The sequence below is a fragment of the Streptomyces capparidis genome (genome assembly GCF_054782095.1).
Genome location: NZ_BAAGTD010000087.1, coordinates 1 through 18,973 on the forward strand (window position 1 = coordinate 1; position 18,973 = coordinate 18,973).

Genomic DNA, 18,973 nt, shown 5'->3' on the forward strand with positions numbered 1-18,973 from the left:
GGGCGGCGGCCGGGCCCGGCGCCGCCCGCCGCCCCGCCGCGCCTCAGGGGCCGACGTAGGACAGGAACCTGCGGGCGGCGGGACTGGTGCGGTCGGGGTCGGGGAGCGCGGCGCAGACCTCCCAGGGGTGGTCCTCGGCGTCGGCCAGCTCGAGGGTGCGCAGCCCGGCGGCGTGGTCCTTGCGGGCGATCGGCCGGGGGACGACGGCGATGCCGAGGCCGTGGTGGACCAGGTCGATCAGGCTGTGCACGTCGTTGACCTCCAGGGCGACCCGGCGGTGCACCCCGGCCGAGGCGAAGGCGCGGTCGGTCAGGCCGCGCGCCCCGAAGTCGGGGTGGAAGTCCACGAACACCTCGCCGCCCAGGTGCTCCCAGGCCACCTTCCCCGCCCCCGCCAGCGGGTGCCCGGGGTGGCACAGCACCACCATCGGGGCCCGGGTCAGCGGTCGCAGCCGGACCCCCTCGGGGGCCTCGCCGCACAGGGCGGTGAACGCCACGTCGAGCCGGCCCGTGGTGATGTCGTGCACCAGCGCGGCGGAGCCGGCCTGCCGCAGCCGGACCTCCACGCCGGGGTGCTCGGTGCGGAACCGGGCGAGCAGAGCGGGCAGGTCCACGCCGGCGATGCACTGCTCGGTGCCGATGGCGAGGACGCCGCGCATCAGGCCCTGCACCGCGGCCACCGCCTCCTTGGCGGCGCGTACGCTGGCCAGGGCGCGGGACGCCTCGTCCAGCAGGGCCCGGCCCGCGGGGGTCAGCTCCACGCTGCGGGTGCTGCGCACGAACAGCGGCGCGGCCAGTTCGTGCTCCAGCGCCCGCACCGAGGCGGACAGGCCGGACTGCGAGATCATCAGCCGCTGGGCGGCCCGGGTGAAGTGGCGCTCCTCCGCGACCGCGACGAAGTGCTCCAGGTGTCGTAGCTCCACGATTCAGAAGCCTAACCGCTGAATGTGTTCAGTTTCTTCTATTGGACGTGTGGCAGCAGGTGAGCGAGGCTGAACCGGGGCCCGCGCCGCCCGTGCGACCCGTCGCCCCGGGCCGCGTCGGCGCACCCCGCACCGCAGCGAAGTCGAAGAAGGAGCCGCATCTCCATGCACACCCGCCGCATAGGTTCCGCCGAGGTCAGCGCGATCGGCCTGGGCGGCATGCCCATGTCGATCGAGGGCCGGCCGGACGAGGCACGCTCCATCGCCACCATCCACGCGGCGCTGGACGCCGGCGTGACGCTGATCGACACCGCGGACGCCTACCACCGCGACGCCGCCGAGGTCGGCCACAACGAGACCCTGATCGCCAAGGCCCTCGCCTCCCACGAGCGCGGCTCCCAGGTGCTGGTGGCCACCAAGGGCGGCCATCTGCGCCCCGGCGACGGCACCTGGACGCTGGACGGCTCCCCGCGGCACATCAAGGCGGCCTGCGAGGACTCCCTGCGCCGGCTGGGGGTGGAGGCGATCGGGCTGTACCAGTTCCACCGCCCGGACCCCGGGGTCCCCTACGCGGAGTCCATCGGCGCGGTGCGGGACCTGCTGGACGCGGGCAAGATCCGCATGGCCGGCATCTCCAACGCGAACCCGGAGCAGATCCGGCAGGCCGACGAGATCCTCGGCGGCCGCCTGGTCTCGGTGCAGAACCAGTTCTCCCCGGCCTTCCGCTCCAGCGAGCCGGAGTTGGAGCTGTGCGACGAACTCGGCATCGCGTTCCTGCCCTGGAGCCCGCTCGGCGGTATCGCCGGGGCCGGGGAGCTGGGCTCGAGGTTCGCCCCGTTCGCCCGGGTCGCCGAGGCCCGCGGGGTCAGCCCGCAGCGGGTGTGCCTGGCCTGGATGCTCGCCAAGTCGCCGGTGGTGGTCCCGATCCCGGGCGCCAGCCGGCCCGAGACCATCCGCGACTCGGTGGCCGCCGCCGACCTGGAGCTGACCGCCGAGGAACTCGCGGAGCTGGACGCCGTCTGACACCCCGACCCCCGGGGCCGCTCCCCCGGCCCGGGGGTCGGGCCGCGCCCCGCCGCCGGGCCGTCCCGGCGGCGGAAGGACCGCGGCCTCAGCGGCGCAGCGCGGTCTCCCGCTCCAGCCGCGACAGCTTCTCGGGGTTGCGCACGGCGTAGAGCCCGGTGACGAGGCCGTCGTCGATGCGCATCGTCAGGACGGTGTCGATCTCGCCGCCCAGTCGCAGGACCAGCGCCGGGTCGCCGTTGACGTGTGCCGGCAGCAGCGACATGGCGCCGGCGATCCCGCCCAGCACCCGGACCACCGGGTCGGCCCCCACGACGGGCGCCAGCGCGGCCCGCGCCACTCCGCCGCCGTCGGTCAGCAGGACGACGTCCGGCGCGAGGATGTCGAGCAGGCGTTGCAGGTCGCCCGTCTCGACCGCCCGCCGGAACGCCTCGACGGTGCGGCGGGTCTCGGCGGCGGACGCGACCCCGCGCGGCCGGCGCGCGGCGACGTGGGCCCGTGCCCGGTGGGCGATCTGGCGGACCGCGGCCGGGCTCCTGCCGACGGCCTCGGCGATCTCGTCGTACCCGAGGTCGAACACCTCGCGCAGCACGAACACCGCCCGCTCGGTCGGCCCCAGCGTCTCCAGCACCAGCAGCATCGCCGTCGAGACGCTGTCGGCCAACTCGACGTCCTCGGCCACATCGGGCGCGGTCAGCAGCGGCTCGGGCAGCCACGGCCCGACGTAGGACTCCTTGCGCCGGCCCAGCGTCCGCAGATGGATCAGCGCCTGCCGGGTCGTGATCCGGATCAGGTACGCACGCTGGTCCCGCACCGTGCCGGGATCGACGCCCGCCCACCGCAGCCAGGTCTCCTGGAGGACGTCCTCGGCGTCCGCGGCCGAGCCGAGCATCTCGTAGGCCACGGTGAACAGCAGGTTGCGGTGGGCGACGAAGGCCCGGGTGGCACTGTCCACGCGGCCGGCACCGGCGACCGGCCCGGCCGCGTCCCCTGCCCGGTCGCTCATCGTTCCGTCGTTCATCGCCGGCTCCCGCCCGTTCGCTGTCGACTGCGCCGAACACCAGATGCCGGCCGCCGCCGCTCTGTGACACCCGCGAGCGGTGACGCACGCCACATCGGCGCGCCGTCACAGGGACGGGGCCGTCGGCATCTTGTGTCCGTCAAGCGCAGCAGCACGGAACACCACGAGTGAGGACCACGTCATGGAACCCCGTTTCAACCTCTTCGACAGCCCGACCGCCGCGAAGGTCGCCAAGCGGTTCTACACCACCGCGCTGGCCCTGGAGGAGTCCACGCTGCCGAAGGCCCTGCGGGAACTGGTGGAGCTGCGGGTCGGCCAGCTCAACGGCTGCGGCCTGTGCGTCGACGTGCACACCAAGGAGGCCGCGGCCGCCGGTGAGACGCCGCTGCGGATCAACCTGGTCGCCGCCTGGCGCCACAGCACCGTGTTCACCGAGGCCGAGCGGGCCGCGCTGGCGCTCGCCGAGGAAGGCACCCGGCTCGGCGACCGCGGCGTGTCCGACGAGACCTGGGCGGAGGTGCGCAAGCACTACGACGACGACCAGGTCGGCGCGCTGGTCTGCCTGGTCTCCCTGATCAACGCGGCCACCCGGATGAACGTGATCGTGCACAACCCCGGGGGCTCCTACGAGCCCGGCATGTTCGCCGGCATGTCGAACTGACCGCAGGCGAGAACCCGGCCCGGCCCCGGATCGCCCACGCGACCCGGGGCCGGGGCCCCAGCCCGGATCACCGGTTGGTGATCTTGTGGACGGTGGTGTCCTCGGGGTTCAGCCGCCGCCCGTCCGCGGACAGCACCTCCAGCGCGCGGAGGCGATGCCCCTCCCGGCGGTCGACCAGTTGCGAGTGCGGTTCGCCGGGGGCGAAGAAGTGCTGTTCGCCCCACTGCCGCAGGGCCACGATCACGGGGAAGAGCGCCCTGCCCTTCTCGGTCAGTACGTACTCGCGGTAGGCGCTGCCGTCCGAGGCGGGGACGGATTCCAGGACCCCACCGGCGACCAGGGCGCGCAGACGCGCGGTGAGGATGTTCTTCGCCACGCCCAGGCTGCGCTGGAACTCCCCGAAGCGCCGGCTCCCGTCGAAGGCGTCCCGCACGATCAGCAGGGACCACCAGTCGCCGATCGCGTCCACCGACCGGGCGACGGGACAGTCGCTGTCGTCGAACCGGGTCCTGGTCACCATGGCGTCCCTCCCTCTCACAACGGTTGCAACATGCTACCAATAAGGGCTACCGTCGCCGTCGTCATTGGTAGCAAGTTGAAACCACGTGGGTGGAGGAGTGCTGATGCCCGGCACCGGTGAGGCCGTGACACGAGAGTCCGAGGAGCGAAGCGGGGAGGCTCCCGCGTTCGTCCTGTCCCGTGGGGTCGTCGTACTGTTCGCCGTCGCCTGCGGCGCGGCCGTGGCCAACGTCTACTTCTCCCAGCCGCTCCTGGTGACCATGGGCGACGACCTCGCCATGAGTCCGGCACTCGTCGGCAGCGTGGTCACCCTCACCCATGTCGGATACGGGCTCGGGCTGTTCTTCCTGGTGCCGCTGGGCGACGTGGTCGACCGCAGACGGCTCGTGGTGGCCCAGTTGCTGCTCCTGGTGGCGGCGCTGGCCGTGGTGGCCGCCGCCCGCACGGCGGCGATGCTGCTCGCGGGTCTGGCCGCGACGGGGCTCCTCGCGGTCGTCACGCAGACGCTGGTGGCCTTCGCCGCGTCACTCGCCCCTCCCGATGGGCGCGGACGGGTCGTCGGCCTGGTCACCAGCGGCGTGGTCGTCGGAATCCTGCTGGCCCGCACCGCGTCCGGCCTCATGGCCGATCTCGCGGGCTGGCGCTCGGTCTACCTCGCCTCGGCGTCGCTCACCGCCGTGCTCGCCCTGGTCCTGCACCGGGCGCTGCCGCGCCACGGCGGCGCCCCGCCGGCGAACCTGCGCTACGGACAGCTCCTGCGCTCCACGGTCACCCTGTTCGCGCGGGAGCGACTGCTGCGGCTCCGGGCCCTGTTCTGCCTGCTGATCTTCGCCGCCTTCAGCACCCTGTGGAGCAGCGTCGCCCTGCCGCTCAGCGAGGCCCCGCACCACCTGTCCCACAGCGCGATCGGGGCGCTCGGGCTGATCGGCGCCGTCGGCGCCCTGGCCGCGACCGCGGCGGGGCGCCTGAACGACCGCGGGCTCTCCGGGCGGACCACCGGCGTCGCCCTGGCGCTGCTCGCCGCCTCCTGGCTGCCCCTGGCCTTCACCCGCAGCTCGCTCTGGGCCCTGGTCGCCGGGGTGATCCTGCTCGACCTCGCGGTACAGGCGGTCCATGTCACCAACCAGACCCTGATCCACGCGCTGCACCCGGACGCGGGCAGCCGGCTGATCGGCGGATACATGGTGTTCTACTCCATCGGCAGCGCCACCGGCGCCCTCGCCGCGACCTCCCTGTACGCGGCGGCCGGCTGGGGTGCCGTGTGCGCACTGGGTGCCGCGCTGAGCTGCCTCGGGCTCGCGCTGTGGGCGGCCGCAAGATAGTTACCGTAGCGTAACTTACTGGGGAGTTACTTGCGGTAAGGGCACGGTGTTGACTTGCGCTCACCCCCGCACCGGAGCAGAGCGAGGAGCGAGCCGTGAATCGCAAGAGCACCCGTTCGCGTTCCATCCCCGGCACGTCCGGCAGCCTTCCGCCGGCGCACCGGCCATCCGCGCCCGGCCGTCGGCGGCCGGCGGCCGGCGCGCGCCTGCTGGCCGCCGCGGTGACCGCCGCGGCCTGCGCGGTGGCCACCGCGGCACCGGCCTCCGCCGCCGGCACCCAGCCCGTGGTGTCCCGGGGAGTGACCATCCCCGCCTTCTACACGCCGCCCGCGGAGCTGCCCTCCGCCAACGGCGCGCTGATCCGCACCCAGCCGCTGCCCCTGGGCCTGAGCCTGCCCGGCCTGGACGGCCGCCCGCTGCCGGGTGCGGCGACCCGGCTGATGTACAGGTCCACCGACTCCAACGGGCGGCCCGTCGCGGTGACCGGCGCCTACATCGAGCCGTCGGCGGCCTGGCAGGGCCGCGGGCCCCGCCCGCTGGTGGCCCTCGCCTCGGGCACCATGGGCCAGGGCGACCAGTGCGCGCCGTCCATGGCGCTCCAGTACCCGCTGACCCTGACCGGCGAGACCGTCTCCGTCGGCTACGAGATCCTGTCGATCTACCGGTTGCTGTCCTCCGGCGTGGCCGTGGTCGTCACCGACTACGTCGGGCTGGGCACGACCGACCGGCTGCACACCTACGTCAACCGCCTCGACCAGGGCCACGCCCTGCTGGACGCCGCCAGGGCGGCGCGGGCCGTGCCCGGGGCCTCGATCACGCCCGAGTCGCGCATCGGCCTGTACGGCTACAGCCAGGGCGGCGGCGCCACCGCGGCGGCCGCCGAGCTGCAACCCTCGTACGCCCCCGACATACCGTTGGCCGGCAGCTACGTCGGCGCGCCGCCCGCCGACCTGACCGCCGTCATGAAGGGCATCGACGGCAGCGCCCTCAGCGGCGCCCTGGGCTGGGCGATCAACGGCTTCGTCCAGTCCGACCCGTATCTGAAGGCGGTCGTCGAGGCCAACGTCAACGACGCGGGGCGGGCCGCGCTCAAGGACCTGTCGACCATGTGCGTCGGCGACGCGATCCTCGGCCGGGGCTTCACCAGGAGCACGAAGTGGACCACCAGCGGCAGGTCCATGGGCGAGGTCATCGCGGCCGATCCCCGGGCGCAGGCCGCCCTCGACGAACAGCGCATCGGCACGCTCAGGCCCGCCGGCCCGGTGCGGGTGGCGACCGGTGTGCAGGACGACATCGTCCCGCACGCGCAGGCCCGCCGACTGGCCGTGGACTGGTGCCGCGAGGGCGGCGACGTCACCTACGAGGCCATCGACCTGCCGAACCTCGGCGACAAGATCCTCACCAACCACCTCGTGCCCCTCATCACCGACCAGGGCGACGCGGTGTCCTGGCTCACCGACCGCCTCGCGGGCGAGTCGGCCGCCGCCAACTGCTGGACGCTGCCCTTCCAGCGCTGACGGCCCGTAACCCCGGCCGCCCACCGCGCGGTTCACCGCGGCGGGCGGCCGGGGAAGGGCGCCGGGGAAGGGCGCCGGGGAAGGGCGCCGGGGAAGGGCGCCGGGGAAGGGCGCCGGGGAAGGGCGCCGGGACGGCGGCGTGGTCGCTCGGCCGCGGGAACGCCCGACGGCACGCGGCGCCCCGTCCTCCCGGCGCGGCGACCGCTCACTCCACGACGCGGACGTCCTTCCAGAAGGCGACCCGGTCACGCACCATCTCGGCCCCGTCCAAGGGCTCGGGGTAGTACCAGACGGCGTCCTCGCTGCGAGCGCCGTCGTACTCGAGCGTGTAGTAGGACGCACGCCCCTTCCACGGACAGTGGGTGCGGGTGCCCGAGTCGCGCAGCACGTCCTCGCGCAGCGCGTCCCGGGGGAAGTAGTGGTTCCCCTCCACCACGACGGTGTCGTCACTCTCGGCGATGATCAGCTCATTCCACAGTGCTCGCATGGCACCCATGGTCGTTGACGAAGGACGGCCGTGTCCCACGGACCCGCCATACACCCCGGTCGAGCCGGGGACGACCGCCCTCCCACGCAACACCCGCCGCCCTGCCGGGACTTGGCCAGGGGACGGGGACGGCGACCGGCCACGGGGGCGGCCACGTCACTCACTCCGGCCCGCCGCGGCGCATCGTCGAACGGAACATCGGCGCGGCCGGCCGGTGTTTCCCGTGCGGGGGCGGCGGCGGGCACGCCCGCCGCCGCCCGTGCGCGGTGCCCGTTACACGCGGGTCCACTTCTGGTTGGCCTGGCCGTTGCAGGTCCACAGGAGCAGCCGGGTGCCGTTGGCGGTGCCGGACTGCTCGGCGTCCAGGCAGAGTCCGGCGCGGACGTTGCGGATCGACCCGTCGGAGCCGAGGGTCCACTTCTGGTTGTCCTGGCCGTTGCAGGACCAGGTGATGACGCGGGTGCCGTTGGTGGTGCCCTGGTTGTAGGCGTCCAGGCACTTGTCGCCGTAGACGCGGATCTCACCGTTGGCCCAGGTGGTCCACAGTTGGTTGGCGGCGGTGTGGCAGTCCCACAGCAGCACCGAGGCCCCGGCCGCGGTGGAGTTGCGGTCGACGTCCAGGCAGCGGCCGGAAGCGTTGCCGCGCAGCCGGGAGGTGGTGGCGGCCAGCGGGCTGCCGCCGGTCACCTTGTACACGGCGACGCCGTGCGCGGGGACGCTCGCCGAGATCTGGCCGGAGCTGCTCGACGTGCCGCCGGTCCACAGGTCGGTGAGGGTGAAGGAGCTGCCGGACAGGCCGATCTGGGCGGCCGTGGTGGAGACGGTGGCGGTGCCGCCGCCCCGGTTGAACAGGCCCACGGCGACGGAGCCGTCGGACAGGGGCTTGGCGAACACCTCGGTGGCGCCGTCGTCGCGCACCCGCCGCCCGCCCGCGCCCAGCGGGTCCTGGTTCACGGCCAGCAGCCGCGGGTTGCGCAGGATCGCGCTGACGTCCGCCGACATGGTGCGGATGTCGTTGCCCGCCATCAGCGGCGCCGCCATCAGGGACCACAGCGCGAAGTGCGCGCGCGACTCGGTGAGGGTCAGACCGGGCCTGCCCACCACCAGCATGTCCGGGTCGTTCCAGTGGCCGGGACCGGCCTGGGCGGCCAGCGGCGCGTTGATGTCGACGACGTTGCCCACGCCCATCGGGTAGCTGTTGGTGTTGCCGTTCTGCCAGATGTCCAGCAGGTCCTCGGTGGTGCGCCACAGGTCGGCGACCTGGCCCCAGTCGTAGGTGTCGCCGGTGATGGCGTGGAAGCTGTTGGGGTTGATGCTGTAGACGATGGGCCGCCCCGTGGCGCGCAGGGCGTCGCGCATCAGCGAGAACCGGGCGACCTGCTCGTCGCGGGTGCCGTCGGGGGAGCACCAGTCGTACTTGAGGTAGTCCACGCCCCAGGAGGCGAAGGTGCGCGCGTCCTGGACCTCGTGCCCCCTGCTGCCGGTGGAGCCGGGGTGGGTGCCCACCCGCTGGGCGCAGGTGCGTTCGGTGGGCACCTGGTAGATCCCGAACTTCAGCCCGCGGCTGTGGATGTAGTCGCCCAGGGCCTTCATGCCGCTGGGGAACTTGGTCGGGTGCGCGCGCAGGTTGCCCTGCGCGTCACGCTGGGGGTCGAACCAGCAGTCGTCGACCACCACGTACTGGTAGCCCGCGTCGCGCATCCCCGAGCTGACCATGGCGTCGGCGGCCTGGCGCACCACCGACTCGTTGACGCCGCACCCGAAGCTGTTCCAACTGTTCCAGCCCAGCGGCGGGGTGAGCGCCGGGCTGCCGGGCGCCGCCTGGGCGGTGGAGTGGACCGGAGCGGTGGTCAGCGCGGTGGCCGCCAGCGCGGCGGTCGCGAGGATGCGGAGCAGACGTGCGAGGGGGCGTTTGGGCACCGTGGTTCCTTTCCGGCGGGCGTCGCCGGTCTGATCGCCGGACGGCGCCGGCGACGCGGTCGACAGATGGAGGTGAGCCGGGCCGGCGGGCCGACCCGGCGGGAAGGCCGGCCGGGCGGGGGCGGACCGCCGGGCGGCCGTGGTCATGGCGTGGTGAGCGAGAACCGCCGGACGGTGACCGCGCCGCCGAGCGCCGTGGTGGCGTGGTTGAAGATCGCGAAGCGGTGGCCCATGAAGAACCGCCAGTCGTTCCCCATGGTGAAGGCGGGGCCCATGGGGACGAAGTTGATGCCGTCGGTGCTGTAGGAGAAGCGCGCCTGGCGGCCGGTGCCGGGGCGGATGTCGGCCTGGACGCGCAGCCAGACGCGGCTGCCCCCGAGGCCGGCGCTCGCCGTCTCGTAACCGGTGCCGGTGGTGTTCCAGTTGGTGTCCATGGTCAGGCCGGTGACCGTGACCAGACGCGAGGAGCCCCCGGCCCGCTTGACGCCGATCCACGCGGAGGAGTCGCGCAGCACGGCGAGCCCGGCCCGGTCCCCGTCGCGCATCCCGGCGATGTCGAGCTCGATGGTGGCGGTGGAGGTCGGGCCCTGGATGCGGTGGGTGAGGGTGTTGCGGGCCCAGTACAGGTCGCCTGTGACGGTCGCGGTCTGGAGGCGCAGGCCGTTGCCGACGGACCACTTGGTGTTGTCCGGGTTGTGGTTCCACTCCCACTGCGGCTTCAGCGTCGTCCCGTCGAAGGTGTCGGTGCCGGTCATGGGCACGATCTGGCGGGGCGGGGCCGGCACGTTCGGGTAGGGGTAGTTCACGCCCCAGGCGCCGTTCACCAACTGGACGACGGGCCAGCCGTCCGAGGTCCAGGAGACCGGGGCCAGGGCGGGGACCCGGCCGCCGGGGTAGGCGTCCACGAAGGCCAGGTAGTACCACTGGCCGCGCTGGGTCTGCACCAGCCCGCCCTGGTGCGGCACCCCGCCGCCGGCGATCGGTCCGCGCAGGTCCAGCAGGACCTGCCGCATGGTGTACGGCCCGAACGGCCCGGACGTGGACTTCAGGATGTACTGGCCGTTGGCTGGGCGGGTCAGGAAGATGTAGTAGTTCCCGTTGATCTTGTAGAAGCGGGCGCCCTCCAGGGTGCCGACGCTGGACGGGGTGCTGAACACCTGCTGGCTGCGGACCTGGGTGCGCCCGTCCGGGGAGAGCTGGGCCACGTGGATGGTGGTGTTGCCGTAGGCGACGTACAGGGTGTCGTCGGTGTCCACCAGCATCCCGGCGTCGTAGTAGACGCTGCCCAGCGTGGTGAGCCGGTTCCAGGGGCCCTCGACGGCCGGGGCGGTGTAGATGTAGGTGCGGGCGAAGTCGATCTGGCCGATCCAGTAGAACGTCCGGTTGCTCGGACGGTAGGCCAGGGACGACGCCCAGATGCCCCTGACGTAGCCGCGCCCGCCGTTGAGGTCGTACTTGGCGCCGAAGTCCAGCACCGGCACCGAGTGCCCGGCGAACTCCCAGTTGACCAGGTCGTAGGAGCGCAGGATGGGCGCCCCGGGCGAGTAGTGCATCGTCGAGGCCGAGTAGTAGTAGGCGTCGCCGACACGGATGATGTCGATGTCCGCGAAGTCCTGCCACAGGACGGGGTTGGTGTAGTCGGCCAGGGGCCGCGGACCGGAGCCCGCCACCGCGGGAGGGGCGGCGGCGTGGGCCGGGGTCAGCGGCAGCGCGGCGGCCGAGACCAGCCCGGTGGCGGCGGCCAGGGCCCTCCGGCGGCTGATCTCGGGGCGTTCCCAGGACATTGCGGCTTCCCTTCGTCGGGCGTGCTGGGTCCTGTCGGGTGGGGCGGCTGCTCGGGTGCCGCGACGCCGGCGGCGGGCCGGGCGCGGCCGCCACCGCGGCGCGGCGGGCTTCGAGCAGCCCCACGCGGCCGACTGCGGACAGCCCGGCCGCGTGGACGGCTCATCCGGAGGAGCCGCCCGCACCGATGTCGCGTCGAACTCCGGCTCCGGCGCGGTGCCCGGGCCGGGAGCGGTCTCCGGAAGGGACCGGTGTGCGAGTGCTTGCCACGGCCTGGCGGGCGGACGCAGGCCGCGTCATTCGATCATGATTCGATATTTCGAACGACTGACGGCTGATCAGACACGATGGATGATATGGCCCGCGCAGGAGGCGTCAACACCCCGCGGCCCGAAGCGATCGCACTCCGCCGGGCGGCCGGGGCGGCGACAGTTGCCGCGCGCGCGGGCCGCCCGCGGCGGAGGCGTCCGTGCGAGGCGCTGCCGAGTGGTGCTCCCGCCGCGCCGTCGCACGGCGGGAGCACCACCGGCGGTCACCGCCGGATCAACCGACGCGCGCCAGTTGCCATTGCTGGTTGGCGCCGCCCCAGTCGGAGTACTGGACGACGTTGGCGCCGTCGTTGGTGGCGGCGCCCTGCACCTCCAGGGCCTTGCCGCTGTTGCGGTTGAGCAGGCGTACGTAGCCGCCCGCGGAGTCGGCGAGCCGGAACTGCTGGTTGGTGGCGTTGGCGTCGGTCCACTGGATGACGGCGGCGCCGTCGGCGGTGGAGCGGTTGGAGACGTCGAGGACCTTGCCCGAGTGCTTGGACTTCAGCCGGTAGTAGCCGCCGCCGGAGTCCACGAACTGCCACTGCTGCCAGGCGCCGTCGCCGCGTGTCCACTGGGTGATGCGCGCGCCGTCGTTGGTGGCCTGGTTGTACACGTCCAGCGTCTTGCCGCTGTTGCGGTTCACCAGCACGTACCACGCGTTGGTGTCCACGACGGGCGGGGTGGGGTTGCCCTCGTTGAGGGCGTTGAGCGTCGCGGTGTAGGCGGGCTTCTTGTTCCCGGCGCTGTCGAACAGCAGCGGGTTCTGCCCCGTCCGCCACGAGTCGCTGTCCCGGATGCCCCACACGGTGATGCCCGTGCACCGCGCGACGGCCAGGCACGCCCGGGTGACGGTGGCGTAGACGGCGGCCTGGTTCGAGCCCGAGATGTCCAGCTCGGTGATCTGCACGTCCACGCCCAGGTCGGCGAAGCGCTGGAGGTTGGCCTGGTAGTCGGCGGGCACGGAGTTGGTCAGGTGCGACTGGAACCCGACGCAGTCGATCGGCACGCCGCGCGCCTTGAAGTCGCGGACCATGTTGTAGATCGCCGTGCTCTTGGCGTTGACCCCGTCGGTGTTGTAGTCGTTGTAGCACAGCTTCGCACCGGGGTCGGCGGCCCTGGCCGTGCGGAACGCGACCTCGATCCAGTCGTTGCCGGTCCGCTGGAGGTTCGAGTCGCGGCGCGCCCCGCTGGTGCCGTCGGCGAAGGCCTCGTTCACCACGTCCCAGGAGTGGATCTGCCCGCGGTAGTGCCCCGCGACCTGGGTGATGTGGTTGGTCATCGCCGACCGCAGGGAGCTGCCCTCGAGGTTGCGGGCCCACCCCGGCTGCTGCGCGTGCCACAGCAGGGCGTGTCCGCGCACGGACATGCCTCGCTGCCGCGCGTGGTTGAGGATCCGGTCGCCCGAGCCGTAGGTGAACGTGCCGCGGGACGGCTCGGTGGCGTCCCACTTCATCTCGTTCTCGGCGGTGACGCTGTTGAACTCCCGGTTGAGGATCGTCGTGTAGACGCTGTCGTTGAGCTTGGGGGCGGCGACCGCGGTGCCGAAGTAGCGTCCGCGCTCCGCCGCCGAGGTGGCCAGTGTGCTGCCGGCCTCGGCGGTGCCCGCGAACACCAGGGTCATCCCGGAGGCGAGGAGCGCGGCGACGAGCAGCGTCACCAGCACTCTGAGCCCTCGTAGCGGGGCCGGCCAGGTGCCCGCCCGAATCGACTGATCCATGTGTCGTCCCTTTCGGTGGTGGAACAGGGTGTGATCACCTCACCGGGCGGAGGCGGGCGCTCCACCGGGAAGGGGGGTCGCGGGGGCATGTCCGGGATCGCACGCGGTGTCGGCGCACACAGCGGGAATGATCACGGACAAGCAATCATGTGCATGACAGAAAGCACTCTGTGGCCACCCGCGCGGCCCCGGGGTCCGGCCGGGGTGGCCGTCGCGCATGCCGCGAAGTCCGGGCGGGAGACGCGGAGGGTGCGCCAGCCTTGTTCGGTATTTCGAATAATAGTCGGGCAGCCGGACGATATGGATGATAGAGGGGCGCCGGACCGTGTCAACACCTGTTGTACGACGGGATCCAGAGGGCCCTGGTGCGGAGGGTCCGCGTGGCCATGGGGCCGGGGAACGGCCACCGGGCGTCCCGCCCGCCGCGCTCGCGGAGCACCCCGGATGATCGGTCGAAAGTTTCGAAGAGGTGGCCGCGCCGCCTCGTCCCATTCGCGTGACTGCCGGACAGCGGGGTGGCCATGGCCTCGCTTAACCGCTTCCACCTGGGTTTTCGCTTCGGATCGAAGGGCGATGAGGAGGCGAATGTTTCGTCCATGTAGCCGAAAGCATTGACACCCGTTGGGGGCCCGCTGAAACTGTTCGCACTTGACAGGTCTTCATCACTGTCAGCCCAGGTCGCCGCTTCGACCCGGTCCTCCGGTCGCCGCCGAGCGCGCGGTGGCCGGCCGCGCCCGGCCGTGCCCGTGACGCCGAAGGGTGGCTGCCGTCGGCCGCGGCCGCCGGCAGGCCGCGGAGCCGGCTCGCACCGCCCCGGCTCCCGCGCGCCTCACCAGGACGAGGAGGACACACGCGAACATGGACGCCGTACCCGCACGCCTCACCAGACGCAGACCCAGTCGCCTCAGGCTGTTCGTCGGCGGCATCTGCGCAACGGTGCTGGCCGCCGTCGCCGCGCTCACCCTGCCCGGTTCGGCCAGCGCCGACACCGTCGTCACCACGAACCAGACCGGCACCAACAACGGCTACTACTACTCGTTCTGGACCGACGCCCCCGGCACGGTCTCCATGAACCTGGCAGCCGGCGGCAACTACAGCACCTCGTGGCGCAACACCGGCAACTTCGTCGCTGGCAAGGGCTGGGCCAACGGCAGCCGCAGGACGGTGACCTACTCGGGCACCTTCAACCCGTCCGGCAACGCCTATCTGACGCTGTACGGGTGGACCGCGAACCCGCTCGTGGAGTACTACATCGTCGACAACTGGGGCACCTACCGGCCCACCGGGACCTACAAGGGCACCGTGACCAGCGACGGCGGCACGTACGACATCTACCAGACGACCCGGTACAACGCCCCCTCCGTCGAGGGCAACAAGACCTTCAACCAGTACTGGAGCGTCCGGCAGACGAAGAGGACCGGCGGGACCATCACCACCGGCAACCACTTCGACGCGTGGGCCCGCGCGGGCATGCCCCTGGGCAGCTTCAACTACTACATGATCATGGCCACGGAGGGCTACCAGAGCAGCGGAAGCTCCAACATCACCGTGGGCGACACCGGCGGCGGCGGGACCGGCGGCGGCACCGGGGGCGGTGGCGGGTGCACCGCAACGCTGTCCGCGGGCGAGCGGTGGAGCGACCGGTACAACCTGAACGTCTCGGTCAGCGGCTCCAGCAACTGGACGGTGACGATGAACGTGCCGTCCCCGGCGAGGATCCTGGCCACCTGGAACATCACCGCGAACTACCCCAGCTCCCAGGTACTGACCGCCAGACCCAACGGCAGCGGCAACAACTGGGGCGCCACCATCCAGGCCAACGGCAACTGGACCTGGCCGACGGTCTCCTGCTCGACGAGTTGACCCGGACGGCGGGGACATGGGACAGACCTGACCCGGGGTGCCCCGGGGCGGCCGCCGGCCGCCCCGGGCCCCACCCTCGTGCGGGGCGCGGGAAGCCACCCGGCGCCGGATCCGGTGCCGCCGACGCTGCCGGTGTCCCGGCGGCCGGGACCCCGACGCCCGCGGCGGGAGTCCGCTCGCCGGGCGGGCGCCGCGCCGTCCGCGGCCGGCCCGGCCCCGCACACCCGCTGCCCCGGCCCCCGCGATCGATAACCTGACCGAGTGACGACCGACCTGACCCTCCTGTCCCGCGTGGCCTACCGGGGCAAGGAGATCACCGCGCCCCGGCTGCGCGGACTGCTGGCGCTGCTCGCCGGCGAGGTGCGCTCCGGTTGCAGCAGCACCCGGCTGGTGGACGGGCTGTGGCGGGAGGAGCTGCCGGCCAATCCGGTCAACGCGCTGCGGATCCTGGTCTCACGGGCCCGCTCCCAGCTCGGGGCCGACGTCATCGTCAGCACGCCGACCGGCTACCGGCTGGCGCTGGACGAGGAGCAGGTCGACAGCTCCGCGGTGGTGCTGTGCGCCGAGGCCGGCGCCCGGCACGCCCGCGCCGGGGACCACGCCGCGGCGCTGGCGAGCGCCGAGGAAGGGCTGGCGCTGTGGGACGGCCCGCCGGAAACCGAGCCCGCGCCCGGCGACCCGGTGGCGGAGCTGCGGGCCGAGCGGGCGCCCGTCCACGCCGCCCTCGTGCGCTCCCGGGCGCTCGCGCTCGCCCGGCTGGGACGGCCGGCCGAGGCCGTGGCGCCGCTGACCGAGGTCTTCGCCGGGCAGCCGCGAGACGAGGAGGTGCTGGCCGAGTTGCTGCGCGCCGAGGCGGCCACGGCCGGACCGGCGGCGGCGCTCGCCCGGTACGGCGCGTACCGGCGCCGACTGCGCGACGAGCTGGGCGCCGATCCGGGCCGGGCGCTGACCGCCGTGCACCAGGAGCTGCTGCGCGGCGACGCGCCCGTGGCCAGGTACGGGGTGCCGCACGACCCCAATCCGCTGGTGGGGCGGCAGCGGGACATCGCGGCGCTGGCCGGGTTGCTGCGCTCCTCGCGGGTGGTGTCGATCGTCGGCCCCGGCGGGCTGGGCAAGACCCGGCTCGCGCACGCGGTCAGCCGCGAGGCGGAGCAGCGGGTGGTGCACTTCGTGTCGCTGGCCGGTGTCACCGCCGACGAGGACGTGGCCGACGAAGTGGCGTCGGCGCTCGGCGGCGGGAGGGCGCACAGCGGCGTCGGCCCGCACGGCGGGACCCCTGACGCGCCTGCCGCGATCGTGGCCGCCCTGGGCTCCGGGCCCGCGCTGCTGGTGCTGGACAACTGCGAGCAGGTGGTCCGGGGCGCCGCCGACCTGGTGCGGGCGCTGGTGTCCGCGTCCAAGGACCTGCGGGTGCTGACCACCACCAGGGCGCCACTGGGGCTGAGTTCGGAGGCCGTGTACCAGTTGCCGCAGCTCGACCTGGCGACCTCGGTGGAGCTGTTCGAGCAGCGGGCGCGGGCCGCGCGGCCCGACGTCGAGCTGCGGGCGGACGTGGTGGCGGAGCTGTGCCGGCATCTGGACGGGCTGCCGCTGGCGGTGGAGCTGGCCGCGGCGCGGGTGCGGGTGCTTTCGGTGCCGGAGATCGCCCGCCGCCTCGGCGACCGGTTCGCGCTGCTGCGCGGCGGGGCCAGGGACGCGCCGGAGCGCCACCGCACCCTGCACGCCGTCGTGGAGTGGAGCTGGAACCTGCTCGGGGAGGACGGGCAGGCGGCGCTGCGGGCGCTGTCGGTCTTCCCGGGCGGCTTCACCGGGGAGGCGGCGGAGCACCTGCTCGGGGACGGCGGCGACGCGCTGTTCCTGCTGGAGCAACTGGTGGACCAGTCGCTGCTGAAGGCCGCCGACACCCCCCCCGGCGTGCGGTTCCGGATGCTGGAGACGGTGCGGGAGTTCAGCGCCGCCCGGCGGGCCGCGGCCGGTGAGGAGGAGTCGGTCACCGACCGCTTCCTGAGCTGGGCCCGGCACTTCGGGCTGGCCGGCCACGACGTGCTCCTCGGCCCCGAACCGCTGCGGCACTGGGCGCGGCTGCGCGCGGAGCAGGACAACCTGGTGCTCGCCCTGCGGCACGCGCTCGCCCGTGCGGACCACGCCACCACCGCGGCGGCCGGCGCGGTGCTGGCCGGCGTCTGGGTCACCGACTCGGCGAGCTTCCACCGGCTGTTCACCCTGGCCGCCGACACCGCGGCGCCGCTGTCGCACTACCGCCCCGACGCCCGGCACACCGAGGTCGCCCGCACCCTCGCCACCGTCTGCACCGCCGCCCCGTTCATCGGGCACGGCCCGCTCCGGCCGCGCCATCTCGTCACCCTGCGCCGGCTGCCGCCCGCGAAGCCGGACACGCTGCTGCGGGCGCTCGCCGTGGTGCTGTGCGCCGTCCCGGAGATGCGCCCGCCCGGCTACGAGGTGCTGCGGGAGCTGTGCGCGAGCGACGCGCCCCTGCTGGCGGGCGTCGCCGAGTGCGTGGCCAGCTATCTGTGGGAGCACGAGCACGAGCCGGAGCGCGCGCTGTCCTCCGCGCGCCGGCTGCTCGCCGTGGTCGACGCCGTGCCCAACCCGACGCTCGGGCTGCTCGGCCACTCCCGCATCAGCGAGCTGTTCATGCGCGCCGGGCAGGGCGAGGAGGCGTACCGGCATCTGCTGGCGGCGCTGGACGCGCTGCGGCACCTGGCCGACCTGTCGCCCACGGCCGGGTTGCGCCGGGGGCTGGCGCTGGCCTGCCTACAGCGCGGTGAGCTGGACGAGGCCGAGGAGTGGCTGCGGCGGGCGGATCTCAGCCAGCCCGCCGAGCAGAGCTCGGTCATCGCGCTCGACCTGGCGGTCCGGGCGGAGATCGCACTGGCCCGCGGGCTGACCGAGCTGGGGCTCAAGCGGTGGCGGATGGCCGTGGAGCGGCTGCGCGCCAGTGAGCCGCCGCCCGCCGCCGACCCCCACGGGGATCCGTGGGAGCTTCAGATCCAAGCCTCCGCGGTGGCCGCGCACGCGTACGCCGGCCGGCTCGAGCCGGCCGCCGGCCTGGTGGCCGAGCTGGCGGACCGGCTGCGTACGCTGCTCGCCGACGACACCCGCCCGGCCGGGGAGATCCCGGTGTACGGCACCGGCGCGCTGGCCCTCGGCCTGGTCAGGCTCGCCGCGGGCGACACGTCGGCGGTGCGGCTGCTGGCGCTGGCGGAACGGATGCGCGCGGCGCGGGAGTTCCAGCCCACGATGTCCGCCGACCGTGCCCGGGAGGCGGCCGAGGACGCCGACCGGGCGGGGTACGCCGACGCGGTGTCGGAGTACGCCGCGCTGCGGCGGGAGGAGTTGCGGGCCGCGGCGCTCGCACTGGTGTGAGCGTGCGCGGCCGTCCGTGCGCTCGGCCGGTGCGGGCCGGTTCCCCGGGCGATGACGCCCTCGGTCGTGCCGGTGGCCACGGACACCGCGGTGCCGATCGTGGTGCCGCCGATCGTCATCGGCGGCAGGCCCGGCACCAGGTGCTCGACGTACTCGGCGTGGCCGTCGGCCGGTGCGGCCGGGCCGGCCGCTCCGGCTGGTCGAAGCCGGTGAGGGTGAAGAACACGTCGTCGAGGTCGGGGGTGTGCACGGTCAGCTCGTCCGCCCGGATACGGGCCGAGTCCAGCCAGGCGAGGACGGCGCGCAGTTCGCGCGGGCTGCCGCCGCTGGGGATGGACAGGGTCAGGGCCTCGTCGTCCCGGGTGACCTCGCGCAGCGTGCGGGCGGCGGTCCGGTACGCGGTCGGGTCGGTGAAGCGGAGTCGGACGTGGCCGCCGGGGACGAGGTGTTTGAGTTGCTCGGCGGTGCCTTCGGCGGCGATGCGGCCGTTGTGCAGGACGGCGATGCGGTCGGCGAGTTCGTCG

At 73.5% G+C, this 18,973-nt stretch carries 13 protein-coding genes and 1 pseudogene; 6 read left to right on the plus strand and 8 right to left on the minus strand.

What is annotated here, in order from left to right:
• Positions 1-43: 43 nt before the first annotated feature.
• The gene (locus ACYVO2_RS35925) at positions 44-922 is read right to left on the minus strand and encodes a LysR substrate-binding domain-containing protein (RefSeq protein WP_461012318.1); all 879 of its coding nucleotides are present in this window, start codon (positions 920-922) and stop codon (positions 44-46) included.
• A gap of 165 nt (positions 923-1,087) precedes the next feature.
• On the opposite strand from ACYVO2_RS35925, the gene ACYVO2_RS35930 reads away from it, so the two are divergent.
• Entirely contained in the window at positions 1,088-1,945 is an 858-nt protein-coding gene (locus ACYVO2_RS35930) for an aldo/keto reductase (RefSeq protein ID WP_461012319.1), read from the plus strand.
• Positions 1,946-2,033: 88 nt separating this feature from the next.
• Here the strand turns inward: ACYVO2_RS35930 and ACYVO2_RS35935 are convergent, their stop codons facing one another.
• Positions 2,034-2,951, minus strand: a complete 918-nt coding sequence (locus ACYVO2_RS35935) for an RNA polymerase sigma-70 factor (protein ID WP_461012329.1) — start codon at positions 2,949-2,951, stop codon at positions 2,034-2,036.
• 196 nt (positions 2,952-3,147) lie between these two features.
• Here ACYVO2_RS35935 and ACYVO2_RS35940 point away from each other — a divergent pair, with 196 nt between their 5' ends.
• Positions 3,148-3,627, plus strand: a complete 480-nt coding sequence (locus tag ACYVO2_RS35940) for a carboxymuconolactone decarboxylase family protein (RefSeq protein ID WP_461012320.1) — start codon at positions 3,148-3,150, stop codon at positions 3,625-3,627.
• 67 nt (positions 3,628-3,694) lie between these two features.
• On the opposite strand, the gene ACYVO2_RS35945 is transcribed toward ACYVO2_RS35940, so the two are convergent.
• Entirely contained in the window at positions 3,695-4,147 is a 453-nt protein-coding gene (locus ACYVO2_RS35945; RefSeq protein ID WP_461012321.1) for a winged helix-turn-helix transcriptional regulator, read from the minus strand.
• Positions 4,148-4,250: 103 nt separating this feature from the next.
• Between ACYVO2_RS35945 and ACYVO2_RS35950 the strand changes: the two genes are divergently transcribed.
• Together ACYVO2_RS35950 and ACYVO2_RS35955 are read left to right on the plus strand one after the other, a co-directional pair.
• The gene (locus ACYVO2_RS35950) at positions 4,251-5,468 is read left to right on the plus strand and encodes an MFS transporter (protein ID WP_461012322.1); all 1,218 of its coding nucleotides are present in this window, start codon (positions 4,251-4,253) and stop codon (positions 5,466-5,468) included.
• Between the two features lie 125 nt (positions 5,469-5,593).
• On the plus strand, positions 5,594-6,985 hold the full coding sequence (locus ACYVO2_RS35955) for a lipase family protein (RefSeq protein ID WP_461012330.1): 1,392 nt from the start codon (positions 5,594-5,596) through the stop codon (positions 6,983-6,985).
• A 205-nt stretch (positions 6,986-7,190) separates the two neighbouring features.
• On the opposite strand, the gene ACYVO2_RS35960 is transcribed toward ACYVO2_RS35955, so the two are convergent.
• The 4 genes from ACYVO2_RS35960 to ACYVO2_RS35975 all read right to left on the minus strand — a co-directional run bounded on the left by ACYVO2_RS35960 (position 7,191) and on the right by ACYVO2_RS35975 (position 13,199).
• On the minus strand, positions 7,191-7,472 hold the full coding sequence (locus ACYVO2_RS35960; protein ID WP_461012323.1) for a DUF427 domain-containing protein: 282 nt from the start codon (positions 7,470-7,472) through the stop codon (positions 7,191-7,193).
• Between the two features lie 273 nt (positions 7,473-7,745).
• Positions 7,746-9,392, minus strand: coding sequence for a glycoside hydrolase family 27 protein (locus tag ACYVO2_RS35965; RefSeq protein ID WP_461012324.1), 1,647 nt, complete (start codon positions 9,390-9,392; stop codon positions 7,746-7,748).
• A gap of 143 nt (positions 9,393-9,535) precedes the next feature.
• On the minus strand, positions 9,536-11,176 hold the full coding sequence (locus ACYVO2_RS35970) for a glycoside hydrolase family 43 protein (protein ID WP_461012325.1): 1,641 nt from the start codon (positions 11,174-11,176) through the stop codon (positions 9,536-9,538).
• A 541-nt stretch (positions 11,177-11,717) separates the two neighbouring features.
• Positions 11,718-13,199, minus strand: coding sequence for an endo-1,4-beta-xylanase (locus ACYVO2_RS35975; protein WP_461012326.1), 1,482 nt, complete (start codon positions 13,197-13,199; stop codon positions 11,718-11,720).
• 858 nt (positions 13,200-14,057) lie between these two features.
• Between ACYVO2_RS35975 and ACYVO2_RS35980 the strand changes: the two genes are divergently transcribed.
• Positions 14,058-15,062 carry a glycoside hydrolase family 11 protein gene (locus tag ACYVO2_RS35980; RefSeq protein ID WP_461012327.1) on the plus strand — a complete coding sequence of 335 codons (1,005 nt, stop codon included), beginning with the start codon at positions 14,058-14,060 and terminating at the stop codon, positions 15,060-15,062.
• A 261-nt stretch (positions 15,063-15,323) separates the two neighbouring features.
• Complete coding sequence (locus tag ACYVO2_RS35985; protein ID WP_461012328.1) at positions 15,324-18,449, plus strand: ATP-binding protein; 3,126 nt, start codon at positions 15,324-15,326, stop codon at positions 18,447-18,449.
• Between the two features lie 115 nt (positions 18,450-18,564).
• On the opposite strand, the pseudogene ACYVO2_RS35990 reads toward ACYVO2_RS35985, so the two are convergent.
• Positions 18,565-18,973: pseudogene (locus tag ACYVO2_RS35990) on the minus strand (ABC transporter); the annotation flags it as partial.

Coding starts and splice junctions, on each gene's coding strand:
- ACYVO2_RS35930 (WP_461012319.1), top strand. CDS start 1,088: ATGCACACCCGCCGCATAGGTTCCGCCGAGGTCAGCGCGATCGGCCTG.
- ACYVO2_RS35970 (WP_461012325.1), bottom strand. CDS start 11,176: ATGTCCTGGGAACGCCCCGAGATCAGCCGCCGGAGGGCCCTGGCCGCC.
- ACYVO2_RS35960 (WP_461012323.1), bottom strand. CDS start 7,472: ATGCGAGCACTGTGGAATGAGCTGATCATCGCCGAGAGTGACGACACC.
- ACYVO2_RS35935 (WP_461012329.1), bottom strand. CDS start 2,951: ATGAGCGACCGGGCAGGGGACGCGGCCGGGCCGGTCGCCGGTGCCGGC.
- ACYVO2_RS35945 (WP_461012321.1), bottom strand. CDS start 4,147: ATGGTGACCAGGACCCGGTTCGACGACAGCGACTGTCCCGTCGCCCGG.
- ACYVO2_RS35975 (WP_461012326.1), bottom strand. CDS start 13,199: ATGGATCAGTCGATTCGGGCGGGCACCTGGCCGGCCCCGCTACGAGGG.
- ACYVO2_RS35940 (WP_461012320.1), top strand. CDS start 3,148: ATGGAACCCCGTTTCAACCTCTTCGACAGCCCGACCGCCGCGAAGGTC.
- ACYVO2_RS35950 (WP_461012322.1), top strand. CDS start 4,251: ATGCCCGGCACCGGTGAGGCCGTGACACGAGAGTCCGAGGAGCGAAGC.
- ACYVO2_RS35980 (WP_461012327.1), top strand. CDS start 14,058: ATGGACGCCGTACCCGCACGCCTCACCAGACGCAGACCCAGTCGCCTC.